General features: G+C 55.0%; 20 protein-coding genes. 11 read left to right on the top strand and 9 right to left on the bottom strand.

Going from position 1 to position 18,832, the window contains the following annotated elements; translation table 11 throughout:
* The first annotated feature begins 4 nt into the window (after window positions 1-4).
* From ACR0E6_RS11880 to ACR0E6_RS11900, 5 genes are all read left to right on the top strand, one after another.
* Entirely contained in the window at window positions 5-310 is a 306-nt protein-coding gene (locus tag ACR0E6_RS11880; protein WP_170470487.1) for a hypothetical protein, read from the top strand.
* A 42-nt stretch (window positions 311-352) separates the two neighbouring features.
* Entirely contained in the window at window positions 353-526 is a 174-nt protein-coding gene (locus ACR0E6_RS11885; protein WP_157054209.1) for a hypothetical protein, read from the top strand.
* Window positions 527-646: 120 nt separating this feature from the next.
* Window positions 647-1,291 (top strand): protein-tyrosine phosphatase family protein, encoded by a 645-nt coding sequence (locus ACR0E6_RS11890; protein ID WP_480583565.1) that lies wholly within the window; start codon window positions 647-649, stop codon window positions 1,289-1,291.
* Between the two features lie 19 nt (window positions 1,292-1,310).
* Window positions 1,311-2,744, top strand: a complete 1,434-nt coding sequence (locus ACR0E6_RS11895) for a hypothetical protein (protein ID WP_480583568.1) — start codon at window positions 1,311-1,313, stop codon at window positions 2,742-2,744.
* Window positions 2,745-2,805: 61 nt separating this feature from the next.
* Window positions 2,806-3,675, top strand: coding sequence for a metallophosphoesterase family protein (locus ACR0E6_RS11900; RefSeq protein ID WP_480583570.1), 870 nt, complete (start codon window positions 2,806-2,808; stop codon window positions 3,673-3,675).
* Here the strand turns inward: ACR0E6_RS11900 and ACR0E6_RS11905 are convergent, their stop codons facing one another.
* Window positions 3,676-4,434, bottom strand: coding sequence for a DUF4956 domain-containing protein (locus tag ACR0E6_RS11905; protein ID WP_480583573.1), 759 nt, complete (start codon window positions 4,432-4,434; stop codon window positions 3,676-3,678).
* Between the two features lie 181 nt (window positions 4,435-4,615).
* Here ACR0E6_RS11905 and ACR0E6_RS11910 point away from each other — a divergent pair, with 181 nt between their 5' ends.
* Window positions 4,616-5,548: an SdiA-regulated domain-containing protein gene (locus ACR0E6_RS11910; RefSeq protein WP_480583576.1), complete on the top strand. Its 933-nt coding sequence runs from the start codon at window positions 4,616-4,618 to the stop codon at window positions 5,546-5,548.
* Between the two features lie 88 nt (window positions 5,549-5,636).
* Here ACR0E6_RS11910 and ACR0E6_RS11915 read toward each other — a convergent pair whose 3' ends face one another.
* Complete coding sequence (locus ACR0E6_RS11915; RefSeq protein WP_480583579.1) at window positions 5,637-7,715, bottom strand: autotransporter family protein; 2,079 nt, start codon at window positions 7,713-7,715, stop codon at window positions 5,637-5,639.
* 406 nt (window positions 7,716-8,121) lie between these two features.
* Here ACR0E6_RS11915 and ACR0E6_RS11920 point away from each other — a divergent pair, with 406 nt between their 5' ends.
* The 4 genes from ACR0E6_RS11920 to ACR0E6_RS11935 all read left to right on the top strand — a co-directional run bounded on the left by ACR0E6_RS11920 (window position 8,122) and on the right by ACR0E6_RS11935 (window position 11,254).
* On the top strand, window positions 8,122-8,253 hold the full coding sequence (locus ACR0E6_RS11920; protein ID WP_480583582.1) for a hypothetical protein: 132 nt from the start codon (window positions 8,122-8,124) through the stop codon (window positions 8,251-8,253).
* Window positions 8,254-8,316: 63 nt separating this feature from the next.
* Window positions 8,317-9,879, top strand: coding sequence for an arylsulfatase (locus ACR0E6_RS11925; protein WP_170355757.1), 1,563 nt, complete (start codon window positions 8,317-8,319; stop codon window positions 9,877-9,879).
* Between the two features lie 126 nt (window positions 9,880-10,005).
* The gene (locus tag ACR0E6_RS11930; protein WP_170355758.1) at window positions 10,006-10,380 is read left to right on the top strand and encodes a DUF4345 domain-containing protein; all 375 of its coding nucleotides are present in this window, start codon (window positions 10,006-10,008) and stop codon (window positions 10,378-10,380) included.
* A gap of 16 nt (window positions 10,381-10,396) precedes the next feature.
* A complete protein-coding gene (locus tag ACR0E6_RS11935; protein ID WP_480583585.1) occupies window positions 10,397-11,254 on the top strand; it encodes a DUF302 domain-containing protein in 858 nt (285 codons plus the stop codon).
* A 371-nt stretch (window positions 11,255-11,625) separates the two neighbouring features.
* On the opposite strand, the gene ACR0E6_RS11940 is transcribed toward ACR0E6_RS11935, so the two are convergent.
* From ACR0E6_RS11940 to ACR0E6_RS11960, 5 genes are read right to left on the bottom strand one after another with little or no spacing between them, the layout of a single operon-like run.
* On the bottom strand, window positions 11,626-12,168 hold the full coding sequence (locus ACR0E6_RS11940) for a DUF3833 domain-containing protein (protein WP_480583588.1): 543 nt from the start codon (window positions 12,166-12,168) through the stop codon (window positions 11,626-11,628).
* Window positions 12,165-12,782 (bottom strand): DUF3833 domain-containing protein, encoded by a 618-nt coding sequence (locus ACR0E6_RS11945; RefSeq protein WP_170623352.1) that lies wholly within the window; start codon window positions 12,780-12,782, stop codon window positions 12,165-12,167. The genes ACR0E6_RS11940 and ACR0E6_RS11945 overlap by 4 nt, the downstream gene beginning before the upstream one ends.
* Entirely contained in the window at window positions 12,779-14,002 is a 1,224-nt protein-coding gene (locus tag ACR0E6_RS11950; protein ID WP_480583591.1) for an MFS transporter, read from the bottom strand. The genes ACR0E6_RS11945 and ACR0E6_RS11950 overlap by 4 nt, the downstream gene beginning before the upstream one ends.
* A complete protein-coding gene (locus ACR0E6_RS11955) occupies window positions 14,002-14,550 on the bottom strand; it encodes a hypothetical protein (protein WP_480583594.1) in 549 nt (182 codons plus the stop codon). The genes ACR0E6_RS11950 and ACR0E6_RS11955 overlap by 1 nt, the downstream gene beginning before the upstream one ends.
* A complete protein-coding gene (locus tag ACR0E6_RS11960; protein ID WP_480583597.1) occupies window positions 14,501-15,835 on the bottom strand; it encodes an NAD(P)/FAD-dependent oxidoreductase in 1,335 nt (444 codons plus the stop codon). Before ACR0E6_RS11960 ends, ACR0E6_RS11955 begins: the two co-directional genes overlap by 50 nt.
* Before the next feature lie 185 nt (window positions 15,836-16,020).
* Here ACR0E6_RS11960 and ACR0E6_RS11965 point away from each other — a divergent pair, with 185 nt between their 5' ends.
* Window positions 16,021-16,746 carry an SDR family NAD(P)-dependent oxidoreductase gene (locus ACR0E6_RS11965; RefSeq protein WP_170453527.1) on the top strand — a complete coding sequence of 242 codons (726 nt, stop codon included), beginning with the start codon at window positions 16,021-16,023 and terminating at the stop codon, window positions 16,744-16,746.
* Between the two features lie 3 nt (window positions 16,747-16,749).
* Here ACR0E6_RS11965 and ACR0E6_RS11970 read toward each other — a convergent pair whose 3' ends face one another.
* Both ACR0E6_RS11970 and ACR0E6_RS11975 read right to left on the bottom strand, forming a co-directional pair.
* A complete protein-coding gene (locus ACR0E6_RS11970) occupies window positions 16,750-18,402 on the bottom strand; it encodes a Y-family DNA polymerase (RefSeq protein WP_170453528.1) in 1,653 nt (550 codons plus the stop codon).
* Between the two features lie 61 nt (window positions 18,403-18,463).
* A complete protein-coding gene (locus tag ACR0E6_RS11975) occupies window positions 18,464-18,751 on the bottom strand; it encodes an I78 family peptidase inhibitor (protein ID WP_170453529.1) in 288 nt (95 codons plus the stop codon).
* Window positions 18,752-18,832 lie beyond the last annotated feature (81 nt).

An 18,832-nucleotide genomic window follows, 5' to 3' on the forward strand; every position in this document is an offset into this window, starting at 1 on the left:
ACACATGAGAACCAATGTCCTAATGGTGATCGGCGCGGTATGTATTTCTGCACTTGCAGCATGCGAAGAGAGTGGCGGATCGGTGGATTCAAGTGCACCAACTGTGGGCAGCTCTAGCGATCTTTCGCCATTTGAAGGGGCAAGAGCGGGCCAAGCTGAAATGGGCATCCAAAGTCTCGGATTTGAACTCATCCGAAGCGAAGGGCTGACCTCGTACTGGTTTAACAAGGATACAGGTGCATGTGCTCAGATCACGACGTCTGAGGGAAGGTACTCAGATGTAGCTATGCTGCCATCAGGTGACTGCTGACAAATTTCCATCAATCCCAAATCCAAGAGAAGGAGCCCAAACTTGCAATTCGACTTGGCACACGCGGCGGTCATCGTTGTCGCCTTAATCATCACTAACCTGGCATTGAAATCGGCTGGCGTGATCAACGAAGAAAACAAGCACCAATGGAACTGGAAAGTTGTTCTAGCCTACTTCGTAGTCGTCGTTATCATCAATCTCGTGTGGCCAATCTAAAGTTTCACAGCGGAAAGCTATTTGCCCACTTGAAATGGTTGTCATGAACTAGCCTTTCCGAGAGACTATCAGGTCGCAAGAGTTTGAGCATTAAAGGTTCAAGAATAGAAAGGATTTGGCATGCGGTTTTTGGCGTCCCTCATATTCATTGGTGTTCTCGCAACCGCTGCGAATTCTGACGTGACCAGTCGAAATGGCGGTCCAAGCAACAGTCAAATGCTTTCAAAGGGTGGTGACGGAGGCATTGATGGTGTCGCTTTCTTTCGCCCAGTCTTAAGCGGAGTGTTGTATCGATCCGGTTTCAAGGGCGGCGACAAGGATCGAACTGGCCTAAGTGAAGATCAACGCGAAACTCTGTGCGGCGAAGGGTTTTCAACCGGGTTTTATGCCGACTTCGGCAAAAACACTGAATACGGTCGCACCAGCTGCGGAAACGGATCCTTTGACTATCAGAGCGCCAGATCCTCTCGACCCGATGCTGTCATGGCGTCCATACACGAGGTGATTAAAAACCCTGGAAAGGGCCCTGTTCTGGTGCACTGCATGTGGGGCGTTCATTCCTCAGGTGCATTGTCGGCGATGGCGCTCGTTCAGTTTTGCGGTTGGACAGAAGAAAGAGCCAAGGAATATTGGAATGATGCCCGAAACGGAGCCCCTTGTTCAGGCGGGTGCGACCAGTGGATTGACTCAAAATTTTCCAACTTCAGTGTCGACCCAAAATTGAAGATCTCCAAAGAGCAACAGGCCGCGATTTGCCCCAAATGATATTGGGAGGACTAACCAAATGAAGTTCAATCTTCTGGGGTCACTTGCTTTTATTGCACCCACTGTCTTGTGGGCGAACGACGATGTTCTCGGTGAAGCCACGACATTTGATAGTCCCAACGGCGTTACTGAACGCTGCATTCGGATCGAAAAAGTTCCAACGGGCGAGTATAAGAAAAGCGATCTTGAGGAAGAAACGGCCTATTGCGAGATCGATTTCTATGCCTCCGAAATTGCTATTTGCCCAAAAACCTGGAGCACCAGCCCAGGAATGGCAGTCTACGATATTTCGGAAGGACCCTACACGGGGAACCGTTCTGAATTCGAGAGAAACGCTTGCAAAGAGGGGAAGGCGGCGAAGGATCTGGCCAAGGACAGGGTCGCTAAATTCAAGTCCACCATGAACCAAAAGGGTACCAGTGGAACGTTTTCCACCTCGTCGCTGCTTTACTATCATTTCTCTAGATATTTCGACACGACTGTCAAAGTTCCAGTCGCCGTTTGGCGTAGCATGGACGCCCAGGCGCATTTTTCCGAGGTTGCAGAGCCTGGCCTTGCGATTTCTGGTGGCTCTCATGGCGGGCGCATGAACCATGAAGGCTGGCGGGTCTTTGCAGCTGCGGACGCCGATCCGAACTCATACCAACCGACCGATGATCTATTCACCGCAGATCGAACGCAAATATACGGTGTGCTGCTTGATAGCCCTGGGCATCGATACGGCTCGGAAATCAACGGCACCCGTAAATCTGGTTGGGGGAAAGGTCAGAACCGCGATTTTCAGGAAACTCCTGCTTTCTTGGCTTTGCGTTCTTCAAAACCCTTGCCAGAGGCCATTGTAGAGGGCGTCGGAGAAGGTCGAAGAGACCGGATGATCAACAAGGATCTCGGTCCCGATGTCAGCGACCAACAGATGGCATTTTGGATGCAAGAACTTACCGAGATTGTACTCCTCGATTTCATCTTTAGCCAGCAGGACCGCGTAGGAAACATAGACTTCACACCCTATTGGTATTGGGTCGAAGACGGAAAGCTGAAGCATAAGAAAGCCAAGCACCATGAGCCAAACGATGGAGACGTTCCCGCCGACGCGTTATTGATCCGTCGCAGCAATCTAAACGACAACGATGCTGGCGGGCGTGTCGAGTATGCCAACTTCGCGAAATCTACTCAAATGCTGGAGAAAATTCGCCACTTCTCTCCAAGCACGTATCGGCTCTTGATTGCATTGAATAGTGACCTCCAATCCCAAGGCCCAGTCTATGACTGGCTATCGCAAAGCTTTGGGTTGTCAGACAGTCAGATTGCACAAGTTGTCAAAAATACTGCGCTGGCAACGTCCATTCTCCAGAGCAATTGTTCAAATGGCGATTTGATGTTCGACTTGGATCCTGTCGCATTCTTTTTGAGAAACGGCACCGAGGTAGAGGCTGTGGACTGTTATGTACCGTAGGTGTTCTGCTCTTATTGCGGTGTTCATTTGGACCGCTCTGCTCGCCTGCAAGGCGGCGGCATTGGATGTCATCGTCATATCGGATCTGAATGGAAGCTATGGTTCGGTAAGATACGATGCCCGCGTCGACAAGGCGATTGAGCGCATAATCGAGATTGATCCAGATCTGGTTATTTCGACCGGAGATATGGTTGCGGGACAGCGCATTCCCAACTTGTCCGACAAACAGGTCAGGGAGATGTGGAATGCGTTTCACGTGGCCGTATCAGATCCTCTAGCGGCTGCCGGAATTCCATTTGCGGTCACGCCTGGAAACCATGATGCCTCCGCCTACAGTGGGTTCGAGCGTGAAAGAAAAATATACGCAGAGGAATGGACTCCGAGAAAACCAGACGTCGATTTCATGGTTTCAAATGACTACCCGTTCTTCTACGCATTTGAGATGCAGGGCATTACGTTTGCGTCTCTGGATGCAACAACCCTAGGACCCCTGTCCGGTGACCAGCAGGACCGCCTACAGGAACTGGGTGCAGACGGAGACCCGATTGTCACTTTCAGTCACCTCCCACTTTGGCCGTTCGCGATCCAGCGCGAACGCGAAATCATCGGTGACCCAACACTTGAAAAAATCTATTTGGAAAGCGGTGTCGTTCTGCATCTGTCAGGCCACCATCATGCCTTCTATCCCGGTTGGAAAGACGGTGTAGCTTACGTCTCTCAAGCTTGTTTGGGGGGTGGCCCGCGACGGCTTATTGGCTCAAAAGCCAGATCACCTCACAGCTTCACTCATGTTACGTTCCAGCCAAACGGAGAGTTTGGGATAGCAGTATATCGAGGGCCTGATTTCGAAAGGTCGGTAAACTTCAAGTCGCTCCCGAAAGAGATCAGATCCCCGAACGCGGTGTTGAAACGTTTAGACCTTGTTAAATGACTAGAGGTTGAGTTTCAGTTCAACTTTTTCAGGAACCAGATCGTTTATCATCTCTTCTATCCGAGCTTCTGAAAGTCCACCCGAGGTGATGAACAGCAATGAAACGCGAGATTTTCCGGGGACGTGGTGTTTTCTGACCAGCTTCCATCCAGCGTCTACGGCCATAGCTTCAATGGCGCCGCTGACATTCAACGAGTGCTCTTCGTCTGAGGCCTTGAGGGAAATCTCTACACCCTTGTTTCTTCCACCAAGCCAAATGAAACACCAACATACAACCGCCACCAGTGTGGCCATCAGCGGCAAGCCCAAACCGACCGCAAGACCAAGAACAGTCACGATTATCATTTCGACAGTGTCCACCGGATCATCGAGATTGGAGCGGAACCTGAGCAACGCTCCGATTCCAAATATGACAAAACCGATCATTGACCCGTGCTGAACCACCAGGAAACCAACCGCCATGCCGATAAGCGCATACAGGAAGAAAAGCCTTGGCATAACTATGTCGCGGACGCTTCTACGGGCTTTACGTCTCACCGGATGATAGACGATCAAGCCAGCCAGAATGATCGTGACGATCACATCGAGAGTAAAGAAATACAGTTCCTGTTTGCCACGAAACTGCGTCCACCGGCGTTCGATAACGATTTCCGACCCCGAAGCCCCGGCCAGCATCGTCGCAGGGTCGACTTGTGACACCGCGGCACCTGGCAACAGCAGCATCAACAACACGGTCACAAATGTGAGGGTCGTATTCAACTTGTCTTCCTTCCTGCTCACGCCAAAGGCTTACGCTTAACCAAAGGCACATCGTGCCCTATTCAATTCAATCGCAACAGGCGGGATCAGGTAAAGAGATTACAGTGCATTCTTCGGACATCGTATCCGGACTGTGATACGAACGCTGAACAGGGATGTGGTCCAAGCGCGAGAGAATCCAATGACAGAAAACAGAGTGTTTTCGTCAAAAGCTGAAATTTCACGGTGTTTCTGCAAACTTAGACGACTCGCTTTTGCGGCCAGCTTGGTTGCGGCAGCCTTCTTGCCTTGGACCGATTTTGCCTACGCCGAAAGTGCTGGTTTGGTTCTGGTCGATAAATTTAAGGTGGCAGACAAATCAGAGGGATTTTCGGAGCCTTCCGGTTTGGCAATGTCTAACGCTGAAGGCTTCTTGTGGTCTGTAAGTGATGCCGAACCTAAACTGCACCTACTCGGAGTCGACGGGGTATTAGGAAACTCTTTCAAGTTACCAGCATTGGTAGGATCAGATTTGGAGGGCGTCGCATCACGAAAAGATGGGACTGTTTTAGTACTTCAGGAAACTGATCGATCAATTCTAGTCGTTCGCCCGACTGACCCCATTCAACTAACTACAATCCCTCTCACATCTCTCAAAGGCTACTCGGACGCCGCTGAGTTGCTCGTCGGCAATCCTTTGAACAAGGGACCTGAGGGCATCGCCGTCGACCCGGAATCCGGGAGGGTCTTCATTGGCATTGAAGGACAACCAAGGTTGTTAATGGTCGTATCACCAGCGCTAGACGAAATTGTTGAGATCATTCCTTTAGCCCGCGATGCAGGTTTTATCTCCGAGCGTGTAGATGATGATGAACTGGATTTGAGTGGCCTAGCATGGTCCCCGTCCTCACGTTCTCTTTGGATTGTGAGTGACAAAGGCCGTCAAATCTTCGTCTACAATCCAGAGTCCAAGGCCGTAGAGTCTATCAGTTTGACGTTCACAGAAGATGGCAAACAAAAGGAAGTTAAACATCCCGAAGGGATCGCTCTCGATGAGACCAGAGGGCTTCTCTATATCCTGACAGACGATGCCAAGAAATCGCGGCTTTATGTTTTTAATATCCCCAAATTTTGATCGCTAGAGAATGAAGCCCACATCGCCACAATAGCTTCCGCAAGTTATTGCAGCTAGCTTACCACTCCTCTTCGTTGGTCCACCCTAATCAGAACCGAACACTTAAGTTTGCACCCAGGCCATGTTCTTGGCCATTGGAGCGAACTGAATAGCCATATCCTGCCGTTAGTCTCGCCAGATCAGAAATCTGATAGCCCAGCCCAAGCCCAAGAACGAAACCATTGGCGCCTCGGTTTTGTCCGACTTGCGTGAATGTCCCAAATATCGGGCTCGTGACAGTGATTTCGTGTTCACTGTCCTTGTTCGCAAAAAAATCATACTCGTAACGAGCAAAGGCGATTGGGGTTAGCAAACCACTCTGTGTCAAGAAGTCCCGTTGGTAGTCAACTCCAATGGAAGCAACCAGAGACTCTGCGTTCGCTTTTTCAATCGAGTAGTTGAAATCACCACCGCCCGTCTCTGTGCCTGAACCTTGTTGGATACGCCCGTAGTTCAATCCGAAAACCGTAGAAACCCTTGCACCGCTGTCCAGGTTAAACAGCTTTCGTGCCTGGATACCGGCATGGATGCCCTCTTGGTCCAAATCAGACTTTGCCTCGCCTCCCGTAAAGCCATCAACAGAAGGGTTATTTCGCTTGGCGTCGGTTTCACCGAACATGTAACCGACCAGCCCGGAGAACTCCCAAGTTCCGGTTGTTGTGCGCCCATAGACGCCCACATGATAGCTGTCGGTCGAAAAGTCCTGATCGACTTGATCGTGTTCATCCATGGAGGATGTCCCAAATCCTGCGTACACGCCGACCACACCTCTATCGGTGCTTGCGACATCCGCTCCGACCAAAATCGTGCCCAGCGAATAGTCGAATGTCCCAAGGCCATTGCTTCCATCGACGTCCCCGCTCACATAGGCCGTGTCGATCCACCAGCGCCGATCAGAGCAGTCTATTGCGCCGCTCGGGCTCTGGGCCGAGTCGATGTCGCCTTCTGCAACGGGTTGATTCGCATTGCTGAAGCCAACCGCTTGATACTTGCGGCAGTCAGCATGGCTCAGCACAGTGTTGGTTATCAGGTCAAGTTGCTCAAGCCCAACGGTCAAATTGGAGGAATAGGGTTCTGCGTGCACACGATTAAACCCAGCCAAACCTGAATTGGTAAGCGTGTTAACGGTATTACCCAAGGTTGAGCCATTGGTCAGATTAGTTCCAGGTGACGTGTTTGTGGTGTTAGCCACCGCACCAGCAAGGTTGCTTGCATTGGGAGATCCTACAACTGATGGGTGTTGTGGTAAACTCGAAACGGGGAGGGTCGAAAACGCTATGTCGATTCTACCGTCCGCGGTTGGCGTGTTTGAGATACTCAGACTGGATAGGGCTGGCAGAGATCCTCCGGCAACAAGAGTTGGGGAGTTTCCATCGAAACGCGAGGCTTGAAAAACCGTGTAGTCGTTGCCAGCAGCATAGTCCTGCGCAGTCAGGCCGGGACGAGCGGCTTCGACTTGTATAGTGGCGCGGTTAGTCCCTGTAACGGGCCCGCTGGATGACACCAAATCGGCTTTCTGACCGGCCGTCGGATCGACTTCACTTAAGATCCTTGACCCAGTTTCAAATGCGATACCGCCACTATTGTTAAGCGTACCAATTGAAAAGCCCGGCGAAAGCACCCCTCCGTTCTTAACTGTGAAGTTGAATGCGTTCACGGTTCCCGTTCCGGCCAGCGTGCCAAAATTCTCAAAGTTTACGGTGTTCAAACTGCTTGCCGCATCAAGCCGAACAGTCGTGCCTGCCGCAATCGCCATGTCACTGGTTGAAGAAATCGAACTATTCGTCAGCGTGAAATCAGAAGCCTCAGCAACCCGAGTTTGGATATAGTACGCCCCGAAAACGACTTCGGTCGCCCCCATAACAGTCAGGTTGTCGTAGGTTAACGGTCGGTCTGACTGGAAGTAAACTTCAGTGGGGTCGATATTCGCGCCGTTGAAGGGAGCGAACGTCATTGATCTGCCGGAACCAATCGAAGTTCCAATGAGGTTCACTCTCAGCTTCCCGTTGATGTTTGTTGCCAACGCTTCCCTAGATACAAAGTCTCCGCTGCCTGCGGCGACATCAACATTCAGAAGAGTTAACACTGAAGCATTAGTTGGAACGGTATTTTGGCCGGGAACATACAACTCAACTTCACCTGAGGACGTAATTGAGGAGTTTCCAATTGTAAGTCCTGTTATGGGTCCGTTTGGGATCGGCAGACACGTGCGTTCCGTCGTTGAAATTGTTTGATTAACGCGAGTGCTTTCAGATCCGGATGAATATTCTATCCGAGGAGAGCCCAATTCAACGCAACCCTGTGCGCTTTGGGCCTGTGCGCTGGCGGATAGTATCAAATAAGTTGAGATCGCTGAGCTGAAGCCCACCAAAATCTTGCACCGTGAAACTCGGCTTAGACTTACAGCGCTACAAATTGACACGTGCTTGGTCCCCGTATGAGTCAAATGGGTCGAATCCACCTTAAAGCTCAATGAGAACAATTAAGAAATTTTGTTCTTGTGGAAAATTTTCTGTGGCAATTGAGCAATTCCAATGAACGAGAAGGACTGCATCGGACTTCGCGCGGCCGATACCAATTTTTGTTTAGGTGGCTGCATTGCAGACTTTGCGGCCGAAGAAATTTCTTACGCTTCAGATGATGAACCTGAAGAATTAACAGATTAGACTATTCTCCCAAGCCGATGTTTTTCCTATCGTTGTTGAGAAATAGCGTGTCGGGAGGTCTAAATGAACAAGCTTGTCTCAGTAGCGGGCGCGGTCTGCTTTGCTTTCACTGGAGCTTGGGCCGACGATCATTCCCCGCCCAACATTCTTGTCATCATGGCAGACGACGTAGGTTGGGCGAGCGTCGGCGTTTACCACGGGGGCGTCAAAAGCATTGAGACGCCGAACTTGGATCGCCTCTCGTCTGAGGGTGCTCGTCTCACAGATTATTATGCCGAGCCAAGTTGTACTGCGGGTCGATCAGCTTTCATGACTGGACAATTGCCCATTAGGACTGGGATGCACACTGTAGGACTTCCTGGCGATCCGATAGGTTTAAACCCAGATGACCCAACGCTTCCGATGTTCTTGAAGAAGTTGGGGTACACGACGGGGCAATTCGGAAAAAACCACCTGGGCGATCTCAACGAATTCCTGCCGACTACAAAAGGTTTCGACGAGTATTGGGGCTGGCTGTATCACTTGAATGCTATGGAATATACCTCTGATCCGGATTGGCCAGACGACCCAGAATTCAACGCGCAATTCGCGCCTCGCAACATCATTCATTCGTTCGCAACAGACGAAGAGGACGAAACGGTCGATCCGCGTTTTGGAAAAGTCGGGAAGCAGCGCATCATTGATGACGGGCCTGCGCCTCCGGAGCGTCAAAAGACTTTAGACGACGAAGTGACATCTTACACCAAAGACTTCATTTCTCGAGCAGTAGAGTCGGATACCCCCTTCTTTGTTTGGATGGCGCCAGCCCGAGCACATGTTTGGACCCACCTTAGCCCAGAATACGAAGCTATGTTGGGCAATGGGCGCGGACTTCAGGATGTTGTCATGAAGGAGTTGGACAACAACATTGGTAACGTTCTCAGCCACCTTGAGGATCTGGGAGTCGCCGATAATACCATAGTGATGTTCACCGCCGACAATGGTCCAGAAACACTGACGTGGCCCGATGGTGGTACGACACCGTTTCATGGGGAAAAGGGTACTACGTGGGAAGGTGGCTTCAGGGTTCCTGCGATTATTCGCTGGCCAGGCAAAATTCCTGAAGGACAAGTCTTGAACGGTATCTTCAGCGGAATGGACTGGATGCCAACCTTTGTCGCCGCGGCGGGAGGCCCCTCAGACCTAAGAGAAAAACTCTTGGAGGGTTATGAAGGGTACAAAGTACACCTCGATGGCTACAACCAACTATCTTATCTGACCGGTGAGGATGAAGAGAGTAGCCGCCGCGAGCTAATCTACTATCAGGGTACGGATCTCCAGGCAGTACGTTACAACGATTGGAAGGCGCACTTTGTCGTTCAAAACCACGGCTGGTCAGGCCCGAAGGAAGAGTTGGTCGCCCCGCTGCTTTTCAACCTTCGCCGCGATCCTTACGAGAAAGCTGCGGAGGAAAGCGGGATGTACGTCCGCTGGATGGGAGAGAAAATGTGGGCATTCGGCCCAGCCGCCCGATTAGTGCAGGCACATCTCGCTACCTTCGAGGAGTTTCCTCCGCGGGGGAAGCCGGTAGCCAATCAAGACCATGTTGAAGAACAGACATCAACCGAAGGCGGCATCTCTCAGTAGAAGAAGCGAGGCAAATAATACGCTTTTCTGACAGTGGGGTAGGCATCCGGCTCGGATCATCGGATGCCCCAAAAACCGACTAGGAATTTCGCAACAAAGCGAAACCTCTAGAAGAAGGAGTCCTCCATGAGTGCTAGATTAGTCCTTTTGCTTGCTGCCATCGGGCTCGTGCCAATTGCGTTATCATACGGTCTGATGCCAGGCAGTTCGATCCCAGTTTTGCTAGGATTTCCGGTGGAAGGGACGAACCAAACCCACGTGTTCCGAGCGATTATGGGTCTTTACCTGGCAAACGCGTTGTTTTGGTTGGCGGCCGCTTCGAAACCAGAATTACAACGCCCCGCGCTGTGGGTTCTATTTTTGTTTATGTCGGGACTGGCCGTTGGACGCATTCTAAGCATTCTTATCGATGGAGTTCCGAACGGGTTACTTCTCTTTTATCTTGCAGCCGAGATAGCTTTTGCAGCTCTGGCGGCGGTTTCTCTTAAAAAAGTACGATGAAACAGGAAGTGGTAAAATGCTGAGGTTTTTCTTTGTTCTCTCGTTGGTTGCGACTTCATCTGTGTCAACATCCGCTCAGGCACAATCGTCATCCTTCCAGACTGCGGTGGACGAAAACTTCTTAGCGCTTGAGACTGTCGTTGCCGAAGCGGGAGTTACTCCAATCGCATCGATAGATCACGCGCGACTGGCCAAAGCCGAAGGCGTAGAAATGCCAGCGTCTCGTGTACTCATTTTCTCTGATCCTGAGATAAACACGCCAATTCTGGAAGAGACCGTGCGAGCAGGTCTGGACCTTCCTTTTCGCGTACTTTCCTTCGATCAGGATGGGCGTCCACAGATCGCCTACACAGACCCTCAGTTTCTTAGAGTCCGGCATGGGCTCACTAACGCCTCTTCGTTGCGTGCATTCCAGAGCAAGATGCTCGAAGTTCTAAGCGGCTTGGATGTAACACCAGCGCCGACCAACGGGTTGTTTGCAGACTATGGGGTCATCGAACTGCGATCACAGCTCAGCGTACCAGAGGCAGTCGAACGTCTCAGGACAGTTGTGATGGGGCAGGACGATACAGTTTGGTTTGGGGAGATCGATTTTGCGGCTGAAGCATCCCAACTGGGGGTGGAACTACCGGATACAGTTCTCTTACTATTTGGCGGGCCAGCACCCGGTGGCGTGGCTATGGCGGGCTTTCCGGCAATTGGTTTGGATGCCTTTTGCCAAAAACTACTGGTTTACGCGAATGAAGAAGGCGGCTCCGTAGTCATTTTCAATGACATCGCTGCCTTGGCGGAGTTGCACTACGGTTCCTCCGCCGAACCTCATCACGGTTTGAACAAACGGCTGACCGCAACGTTTCGCAAGGCAATTGAGTAGCCGCTGTTGGGAAAACGCAATAGCTATTGGCCAACTTTTCGGAGTCCGCTTTGAGTTCAAAGCTACCACCTTAAGCTTTTAACCAGATGCCCAATACTCAGCGCAATGTGCCTTGATATCTCTGGTAACTCATTTGAACATTGGTATACCTTGGAAAAATTTACATTAAAACACTGATAATAAACCATGTAATACTGACTTTTAATCAGTGGGTCGCAGGTTCGAATCCTGCACGGCTCACCACTTTTTCCGCAAGGCAAGCTAGAACAGGCGGGATTTTCCCGCGTCTGCTGCAATCAAGCGGTAGGGAACGGCATAGAAATATGCAAAAGACCGTTGGGGTCGGACGTAGGCGCACCCCACACCTGAAACTACTTCTTCTCGAAGAACAGGATGACCTCTCCGATGCGGACACCGAAGCGTGAGACATAGGCGCGGTTCAGCAGGCGGTCATCCTCCAGCAGCCACATCCAATCGTCGAACTTCACGCGCATGGTGCCGTCCTTGATCGGCAGGTCGATCTTGTATTTCCAGTTGAAGGTGTCACCGCGTTCGATCCCTTCAGCGGTGCCAAGCACGCCGGGGGCGGTGCCGGTCCAGGTATCGGCGTCGGTTTTGGTCAGGGTCCAGATACGCTGCTCGGTCGCGCCGTCATCATAGACGAAATCTTCGACCAAAGTGAGCGTTTCTCCGTCCCAGGTGCCGTCGATATCAACGGTAAAGCGGCGCGGGACGTTGCCGAGGATGTCCTGAAACTGACCGTAGGCAACGGTTTTGCCTTCGAAAAACTCCTCAAGGTTCAAGTCGCGATCCGACAGGAAGGATTTGGGAACCCTCGGTTTGGCCGAGCACGCCGCCAGCACCAACAGACAGGCGATCGCGGCAATGGATATGAGCGCGCGGATACGGATCATTGCAACAGCCTGCCGTCCGCGTCGGCATCATAGCCGTTTGTGCCGGACAGATGCGTGGTCTTGATCTCGGGCGCGGGGCGCATGGTGGCGACCAGCTCGGCCACTTTGATGCCGAATTTGCGCATTTCGGATCGGTTCATGATCGCGCCGTTTTCGGTCAGATACATCCAGTCGGTCACATCCAGCGTATGCCCGCCCGCATCTTCGGGCAGGATGATCCTGTAGGTCAGCTTGACGGTCGAGCCCGAGATTTCACCTTTGCCTTCCCCCACAATGTCATCCGCCGTGGCGATGAAAGTGTTGCCGGTGCCCATAGTCAGATACCATTTGCGGGTCATCTGCTTGCCGTTGGAATAGGTGAACCATTCCGCCAATGTGCCCGAGTTGCCGTCCCATTCGCCGACCATGCGCGCCACGAAGCTGTTCGACATCTTGCCATTGGGGCCATAGATCAAGCCTTCGGACAGGATCTCGCCATTCAGGTGTTTTTTCAGCGAGAAATCCGGGCCGGTGCCCGTGTAATCGGTAGGCGATTGGGAGCGAAAGCTCAGAAACCGGCCCCGGGCCGCAAGAACAGCGAGGATGGCGAGCAGAAACACGATAAGCGTATTCATTTGGCTGTAACCTCCGTAGGAAGGGTCAGAACCATCCCGAACGCCCCAAGCTTTAGGATGCAGGGCAGCACGGCGTAGGCGAGGTTGAGCGTGTTCAACGCCTCGGCACTATTGGTTTGACCGGGTGTAAAGCCGCTGCGTTCCAGAAGCGGCAGAGTGAAAAAGGCAGCGAGCGCAAGGCCCAGCTTGCCAGCGAATGACCAGATGCCAAACGCGGCCGAGGCGTTCAGCCCCGCGCGTGTCAGCACGACGGAAAACATGGCAGGCAGCACCACCATATCCGCCCCAAGCGCCGCGCCGGATGCGACGCAGATGATGGCGAAACCGGTGAGGTCTCCGGCCGATAGCGTTGCGGCACCGATGAAGCCCGCGATCGAGAGGGGCATGGCGATGATCAGGGTCTTTTTCGGGCTGATCCGATTGCTGAGCTTGGCCCAAAGCGGCACGCTTGCGCCTGCGCTGAGGAAGAAAAGGATCAGCAGCGGCCCCGCCTTGCCGGCCAGTTGCAGGCGATCTTCGACAAAGAACAGGAACAGCGTTGAGGTGATGGCGACCGGAAGGCTGTTGACCAGTGCCAATGCCAGCAGTCTCAGCGCTCCGGCCTGCCCGAGACCTGTGAAGGACAGGCCCTGACCGGTGATCGGTGTGCGCCGCCAGATCGGTATTGTCAGAACCAAGGTCAACAGCGCCAACAGGCCGAGAAACAGCCCGAAAGCGGGGTAACCTTGCGCTGAAGCCCCCAAGGCCACGAACAGGGCTGGCGCGCTGGCCGCGATGACCACGCCCGTCAGTTGCCCGCCTTCGCGGTAGGCGGCGAGTGTCATCAGTTCTTTCGCGTCGGCCTTTTTCGCAAGCGTCGCGCTGCGGCCATAGAGCAGGATGGTGCCGAGGCTGTAGGCCGAAAACAGCAGGATTAGAACCGTGATCAGGGCTGTGACACTTGCGCCTTCGGGCAGGCCAAACAGCAAGGGAAAGCCGATGGCCAATCCCAACGCGGCCAAAGCTGCGAACAAAAGCTGCCCCCCCGGCCAGCGGTCGATGGCCCAGCCGATCAGCGGGTCCTGCACCAGATCGACCAGTCGGATCACCAGCAAGACTGTACCGATCACCCCAAGACCGATGCCCAGATTCACCGCCGCAAAGCGCGGCAAGTGAATATAAAGCGGAATACCCGCCGCAGCGAGCATCAGCGCATAGAGGCTGACACGGGGATACAGCATCACTGACCCTTCAAACTCTGCGTAAAGCTGGCCGACCGGGTGTTGTTGCCCAGAAAGATCGACATAAAGGATTTCTTGATGTCGGTACTCGCCAGCGTGCAGGTTTGGGTGCCATTGCGCCAGAACCCGACCTTGTTGGGCCCTTCCGAGATCGCCAGATAGTTGTCACCTTTGCTGACAGCCTGAAAACAGGCTTCAAGCTGTGCCTGTGTGGGCTGTGGATTGCCCTGACGGGCCATCTCTTCCAGCGTCGATTCCACAAGTGCCTTTTGTTTCAGGTTCTTGCGGTAGGTCAATTGCAGGCCGAAATCCTCGGCCCAGTTAAACGCGGCCCCGCCGGGGGTGTAGAGTTTCGCGTCGTAAAGCGGCAGACCCAGAAACCGAAAGGTTCCGCTGCCGATCTGCTTGGGGTCTTTCAATTCGCGCGACAGCGGATCCGCTGCCAGCCCAACCGGGGCCAGCAGCGTCAAAGACAAAAGCCCGGCGCGCCAGAGACGCCTATTCAGCCGCAACAGCAGGGATGGCCGGGTCTTGTTCCAAAGTGCCATGGTCAGCTCCGATCGTTTGCGGGGTGCCCTTGATGCGATCCACGACATGCATCGCGCTGGCAATCCCGTCTTCGTGAAACCCGTGCCGGTTATACGCTCCGGCGAACCAGGTCCGGTTCTGTCCCTGCATCTCGCGGATTTGCCCTTGTGCTTTCAGGGCGGCCTTGTCGAACACCGGATGGGCGAACTCGACCTGATCATAGATTTTGTCCGCGGGAATTTCTAACGACGCGTTCAGCGTCACGAACAGCGGATCGCTGTCTGGAATGTTCTGCAAACGGTTCATCCAATAGGTGACGCCGACATTCCCGGCTTGCGAGCGATAGGTCCAACTGGACCAGCAAGCACGACGCTTGGGCATTTGACCGGGGTCGCAATGCAGGATGGCGCTGTTGGGCTGATAGCGGATCGCTTCCAATGCTGCAGCTTCGGCGGCGGTGGCATTGTCGCCCAGAATGGCGCGGGACTGATCGGAATGGGTGGCCAGAATGATCTCGTCAAACCGGTCGGTGTGGCCCTGACTTGTCACCGAAACGCCCATGTCGTCACGCTGAACATGATCGACCGGAGCACCCAGACGGATGTCACATCCCCGTTCGCGCAGGGCGGCGTCGATGCGACGCACATACTCGATGCTGCCGCCTTTGACCGTGTACCACTGGTGCTGGTTGGCGCGGCCGCTGGCCAGCAAGGCGTGATTGCGGAAGAACTGCACCAGCGAGCGCGCTGGGAACTGATCCACGAATTCAACTGGCGTCGACCAGATCGCGCCGCACATCGGCATCAGATAGTTTTGCCGGAACCAGTGACCCAGACGCATCTGATCCACCAGCTCTCCGATCGTGGTGTCGTCGTCCTTGGCGGCCTCGGGCGCTTCTTTGCTGAAGCGCAGGATGTCGGCGATCATCTTGTAATAAGACGGCCGCGCCAGATTGCGTTTCTGCGCCGTCAGGGTGCGCAGGTTGTTCAGCCCATACTCGATCCGACCGTTGTCGATGGTTGCGCCAAAGCTCATCTCGGATTTGGTGACCGGCACGTTCAATTCGTCGAACAGTTTGGTCAGGTAAGGATAGGTCGCGTAGTTGAACACGATGAACCCGGTATCCACCGGTTGATCACCTTTCTTTCCCGCCATGACCGTGCGGGCATGCCCCCCCAGTCGGGGTTCGGCCTCGTAAACTGTGATGTCGTGGTCTTCTGAAAGGTAGTAAGCTGCGGATAGACCTGAAATGCCTGCACCTACGATTGCGATTTTCTTACGTACGCCCCGTGTTTCGTCGAACATGTGATCCCCTTAGTGCGACATTTTACAAAGGGATACGTAGCAGGGTTCACGCCGGATCAATCAGATTAGATTAATTTGCCACGTGCTCTAGACTGTGACGTCTGGGCTGAGTTTCCTGTGTGGTTGCGTGATCCAGCCCTTTGGCCCAACCGTAGAAGATACAGCACAACAGATATGGCCCGGGGATGAGCAGTTTTCACGGAAAAACCTATTGGATCGTAGGCGCCAGCGAAGGGCTGGGCCGGGCCGTGGCCGAGGGGCTGGCCCGCGACGGTGCGCATCTGATCCTGTCGGCGCGCAATGCCGACCGCCTGGCCGAAATCTGCGCCAAGCTGCCCAATGCGCGGTCGGTGCCCTTCGACGTGACCGATCTGGACGCCGTACGCCGCGCCGTGGCCGAGACCGGAGAGATCGACGGGCTGGTCTACAACGCCGGAGCCTATGAGCCGATGCGCTCGGCCGATTGGGACACCGAGGCGGTTCTGGCCATGACCGACGTGAACTACACTGGCGCGTTGCGGGTACTGGGTGAGACGGTGCCGGGCTTCATGCGCGCAGGTCGGGGGGACATTACTCTGATCGGCTCTTTGTCCGGCTATCGTGGCCTGCCTGCGGCGGTGGGTTATGCGGCCAGCAAGGCGGCGTTGGTGTCGCTGGCCGAGACGATGCGGTTCGATCTGGCGGGCACGGGGGTCACGGTTCGGATCGTCAATCCGGGTTTCATCAAGACCCGCCTGACCGAGAAGAATGACTTCAAGATGCCGATGCTGATGACGCCTGAGGACGCGGCAGAGCGTGTCATCAAAGCGATGTCGCGCCGTCGTTTTCGCACCGATTTTCCTGCACCGTTTTCCTGGGTGGTCCGGTTGGTAGATTACCTGCCGGATTGGCTGGTGTATCGTGGAAAATAGACCCTAACCAAACTGCCCCTGACAGAACCAGCCCGCTGACATGGTGCCGCCATGGCCGTAGAACAGCCACAGCCGTTCCCCCTGTTCCGTCACCACCACCCAGTAATCGCGCACGCCGCTGCGCCAGTTGGGATCGTCCAGCCACCATTCGGGCGCGATCCGTTCCGGGCCGGTGGCCTGTGCCAATTGCCAGTCGCGCCCGCGCCAGCGAAAGCTGCCGGGCACATCCGGGGTTTCCGGGGCCATCACCGGCTCGGGCTGCCACATCTGCAAGGGGCGCGGACGTGCCGGCGCAGGCCAATCGCGAGCCGGTTCCGACCACGCCGCCGCCAGCACCTGCGCCGTCTTCTCGGGGATGTGCGAGGCGGCGGGATGTCGCCGTGTGATCGCCTCAAGCCCGACCCGCGCGCCCAGCTTGCCGATCAGGTCATCCACGGCTGTATTCCCTTCAAGCCGGTTGCGGGCCACCTGTCTGGCTTCGGCATGTCCTGCCATCGTTCGGGCGTGGATAGGTTCGGTCTGGATCGCCTCAAGCCGCAGCATGTCGATGCCATAGCCAGCGTCGATCTTATCGATTTTCATCTCTAACAAGGGGCGAATGCGGTGTTTGTCATAGGTCGGACGGGCCAGACCGACCTCGATGATCTCAGCCGCCTGATCGGCGCGGTGGGCTTCCAACCGCAGGGTCCGGACGCCGCGCCCTTTCTCTTCCAGCTTGGTACAAAGCGTCGGCAGAACGCGATCAACAGCAGCCATCACGTCCTCGATCAACCCGATCGGGTTGGGCAGGGTCATCCGCACCGCAAACTGATGTGGCGGGCGGGCGGGCGAGACGGGCTCGGGCGCGCTGCCCATGGCCTGATCCAGCCGCAGCACCAGCCCGCGTCCGAACCGCCGCGCCAAACTGGCGCGTGGTTGCCCCAGCAGATCGCCGATCCGGCGCAGGCCCAGACGGTTGAGCTGTGCGACCACCTGATCCTCAAGCCGCAGCGCCGCGATGGGCAGCGGGCTGAGCGCGCCGTAGGATTGCCCTGGCGCGGCGATCCGGGCCCCGCCGCCCAGCGCCATCACCTGCGGCGCGGCCCCGCCTCTGGTCCAGTGCCGCCGCTTGCCCGCCCGCGCGCGGGTGGCACGGGCCTCCTGACTGATGGCGTCGCCATTGCGGTCGGATGTGGCCTCTTGCCCTGCATAGCGTGCCAGCGCCCAGGCCGCGCCCAGCGTATCCGCGATCCCCATCTGCACGCTGAGGCCCATATCGGCGCAGTCGGTTTCAAGCACGCTCAGCAATGCCTCTTCCCCGCCGAACAGATGGGCGCAGCCCGACAGATCGACGATCAGCCCGTCCGGCGCTTCCTCGGCCACCCACGGGCTGAACTTGCCCGCCCAGCGGCGCAGCGCGGTCAGAAACGCAGCCTCGGCCGGGGCGTTGCGGTGTCTGGTGATCAGCGAGGCACACATGGCATGGGCATCGCGCACCGGCTGACCCACGCGCAGCCCGGCAGCCTGAGCTTCGGCGTTCAGAGAGGTCACGACCTGCATGTTCGACTGTTCGGCCACGACAGCCAAAGGTCCGCTATGCAGCCCCCGCGCGGCGCGGATCAGCCGTTCAGCCCCCAGACGGGGAAACCACAGTGAAAGTATTCGGCGTTTTGGCATCGGCAGACATCAAAATGTTCTTATTTTGTTCTTACCTGAGAATCAGCGCCCGAGTCCACGCCTACCCGCAGGTCAGACGCTGAATGACGCCCGCACCGTTCACGAAGACATTCAGCCGGTCGATGCGATAATCCTGCGTCGCAATGTCGTTTGGTCCCAGAACCCGCGCCCGTTCGGGCAGATCGGCCTGAATGGAAGACACGGGCTGACCGACCGAGTCAGCAAACGGATCGCCCTGACAAAAGGCCAGATCGACCGGCGCGGCTTCGGGCTCGGTCCGCGCCTCTTCCGGGGCAGGAGGTTCGGCGCAGGCCGCAAGAAGGATCAGGATCGGGATAAATCGGTGCATTGGCGCTCCTCATTCCGGCAATGTCGTTTCTGCAATATCAAGCGTTTAACCTGCCTGTCATCAAAGCACAGTTGAAAACAC

The organism is Ruegeria sp. AP12 (genome assembly GCF_056540025.1).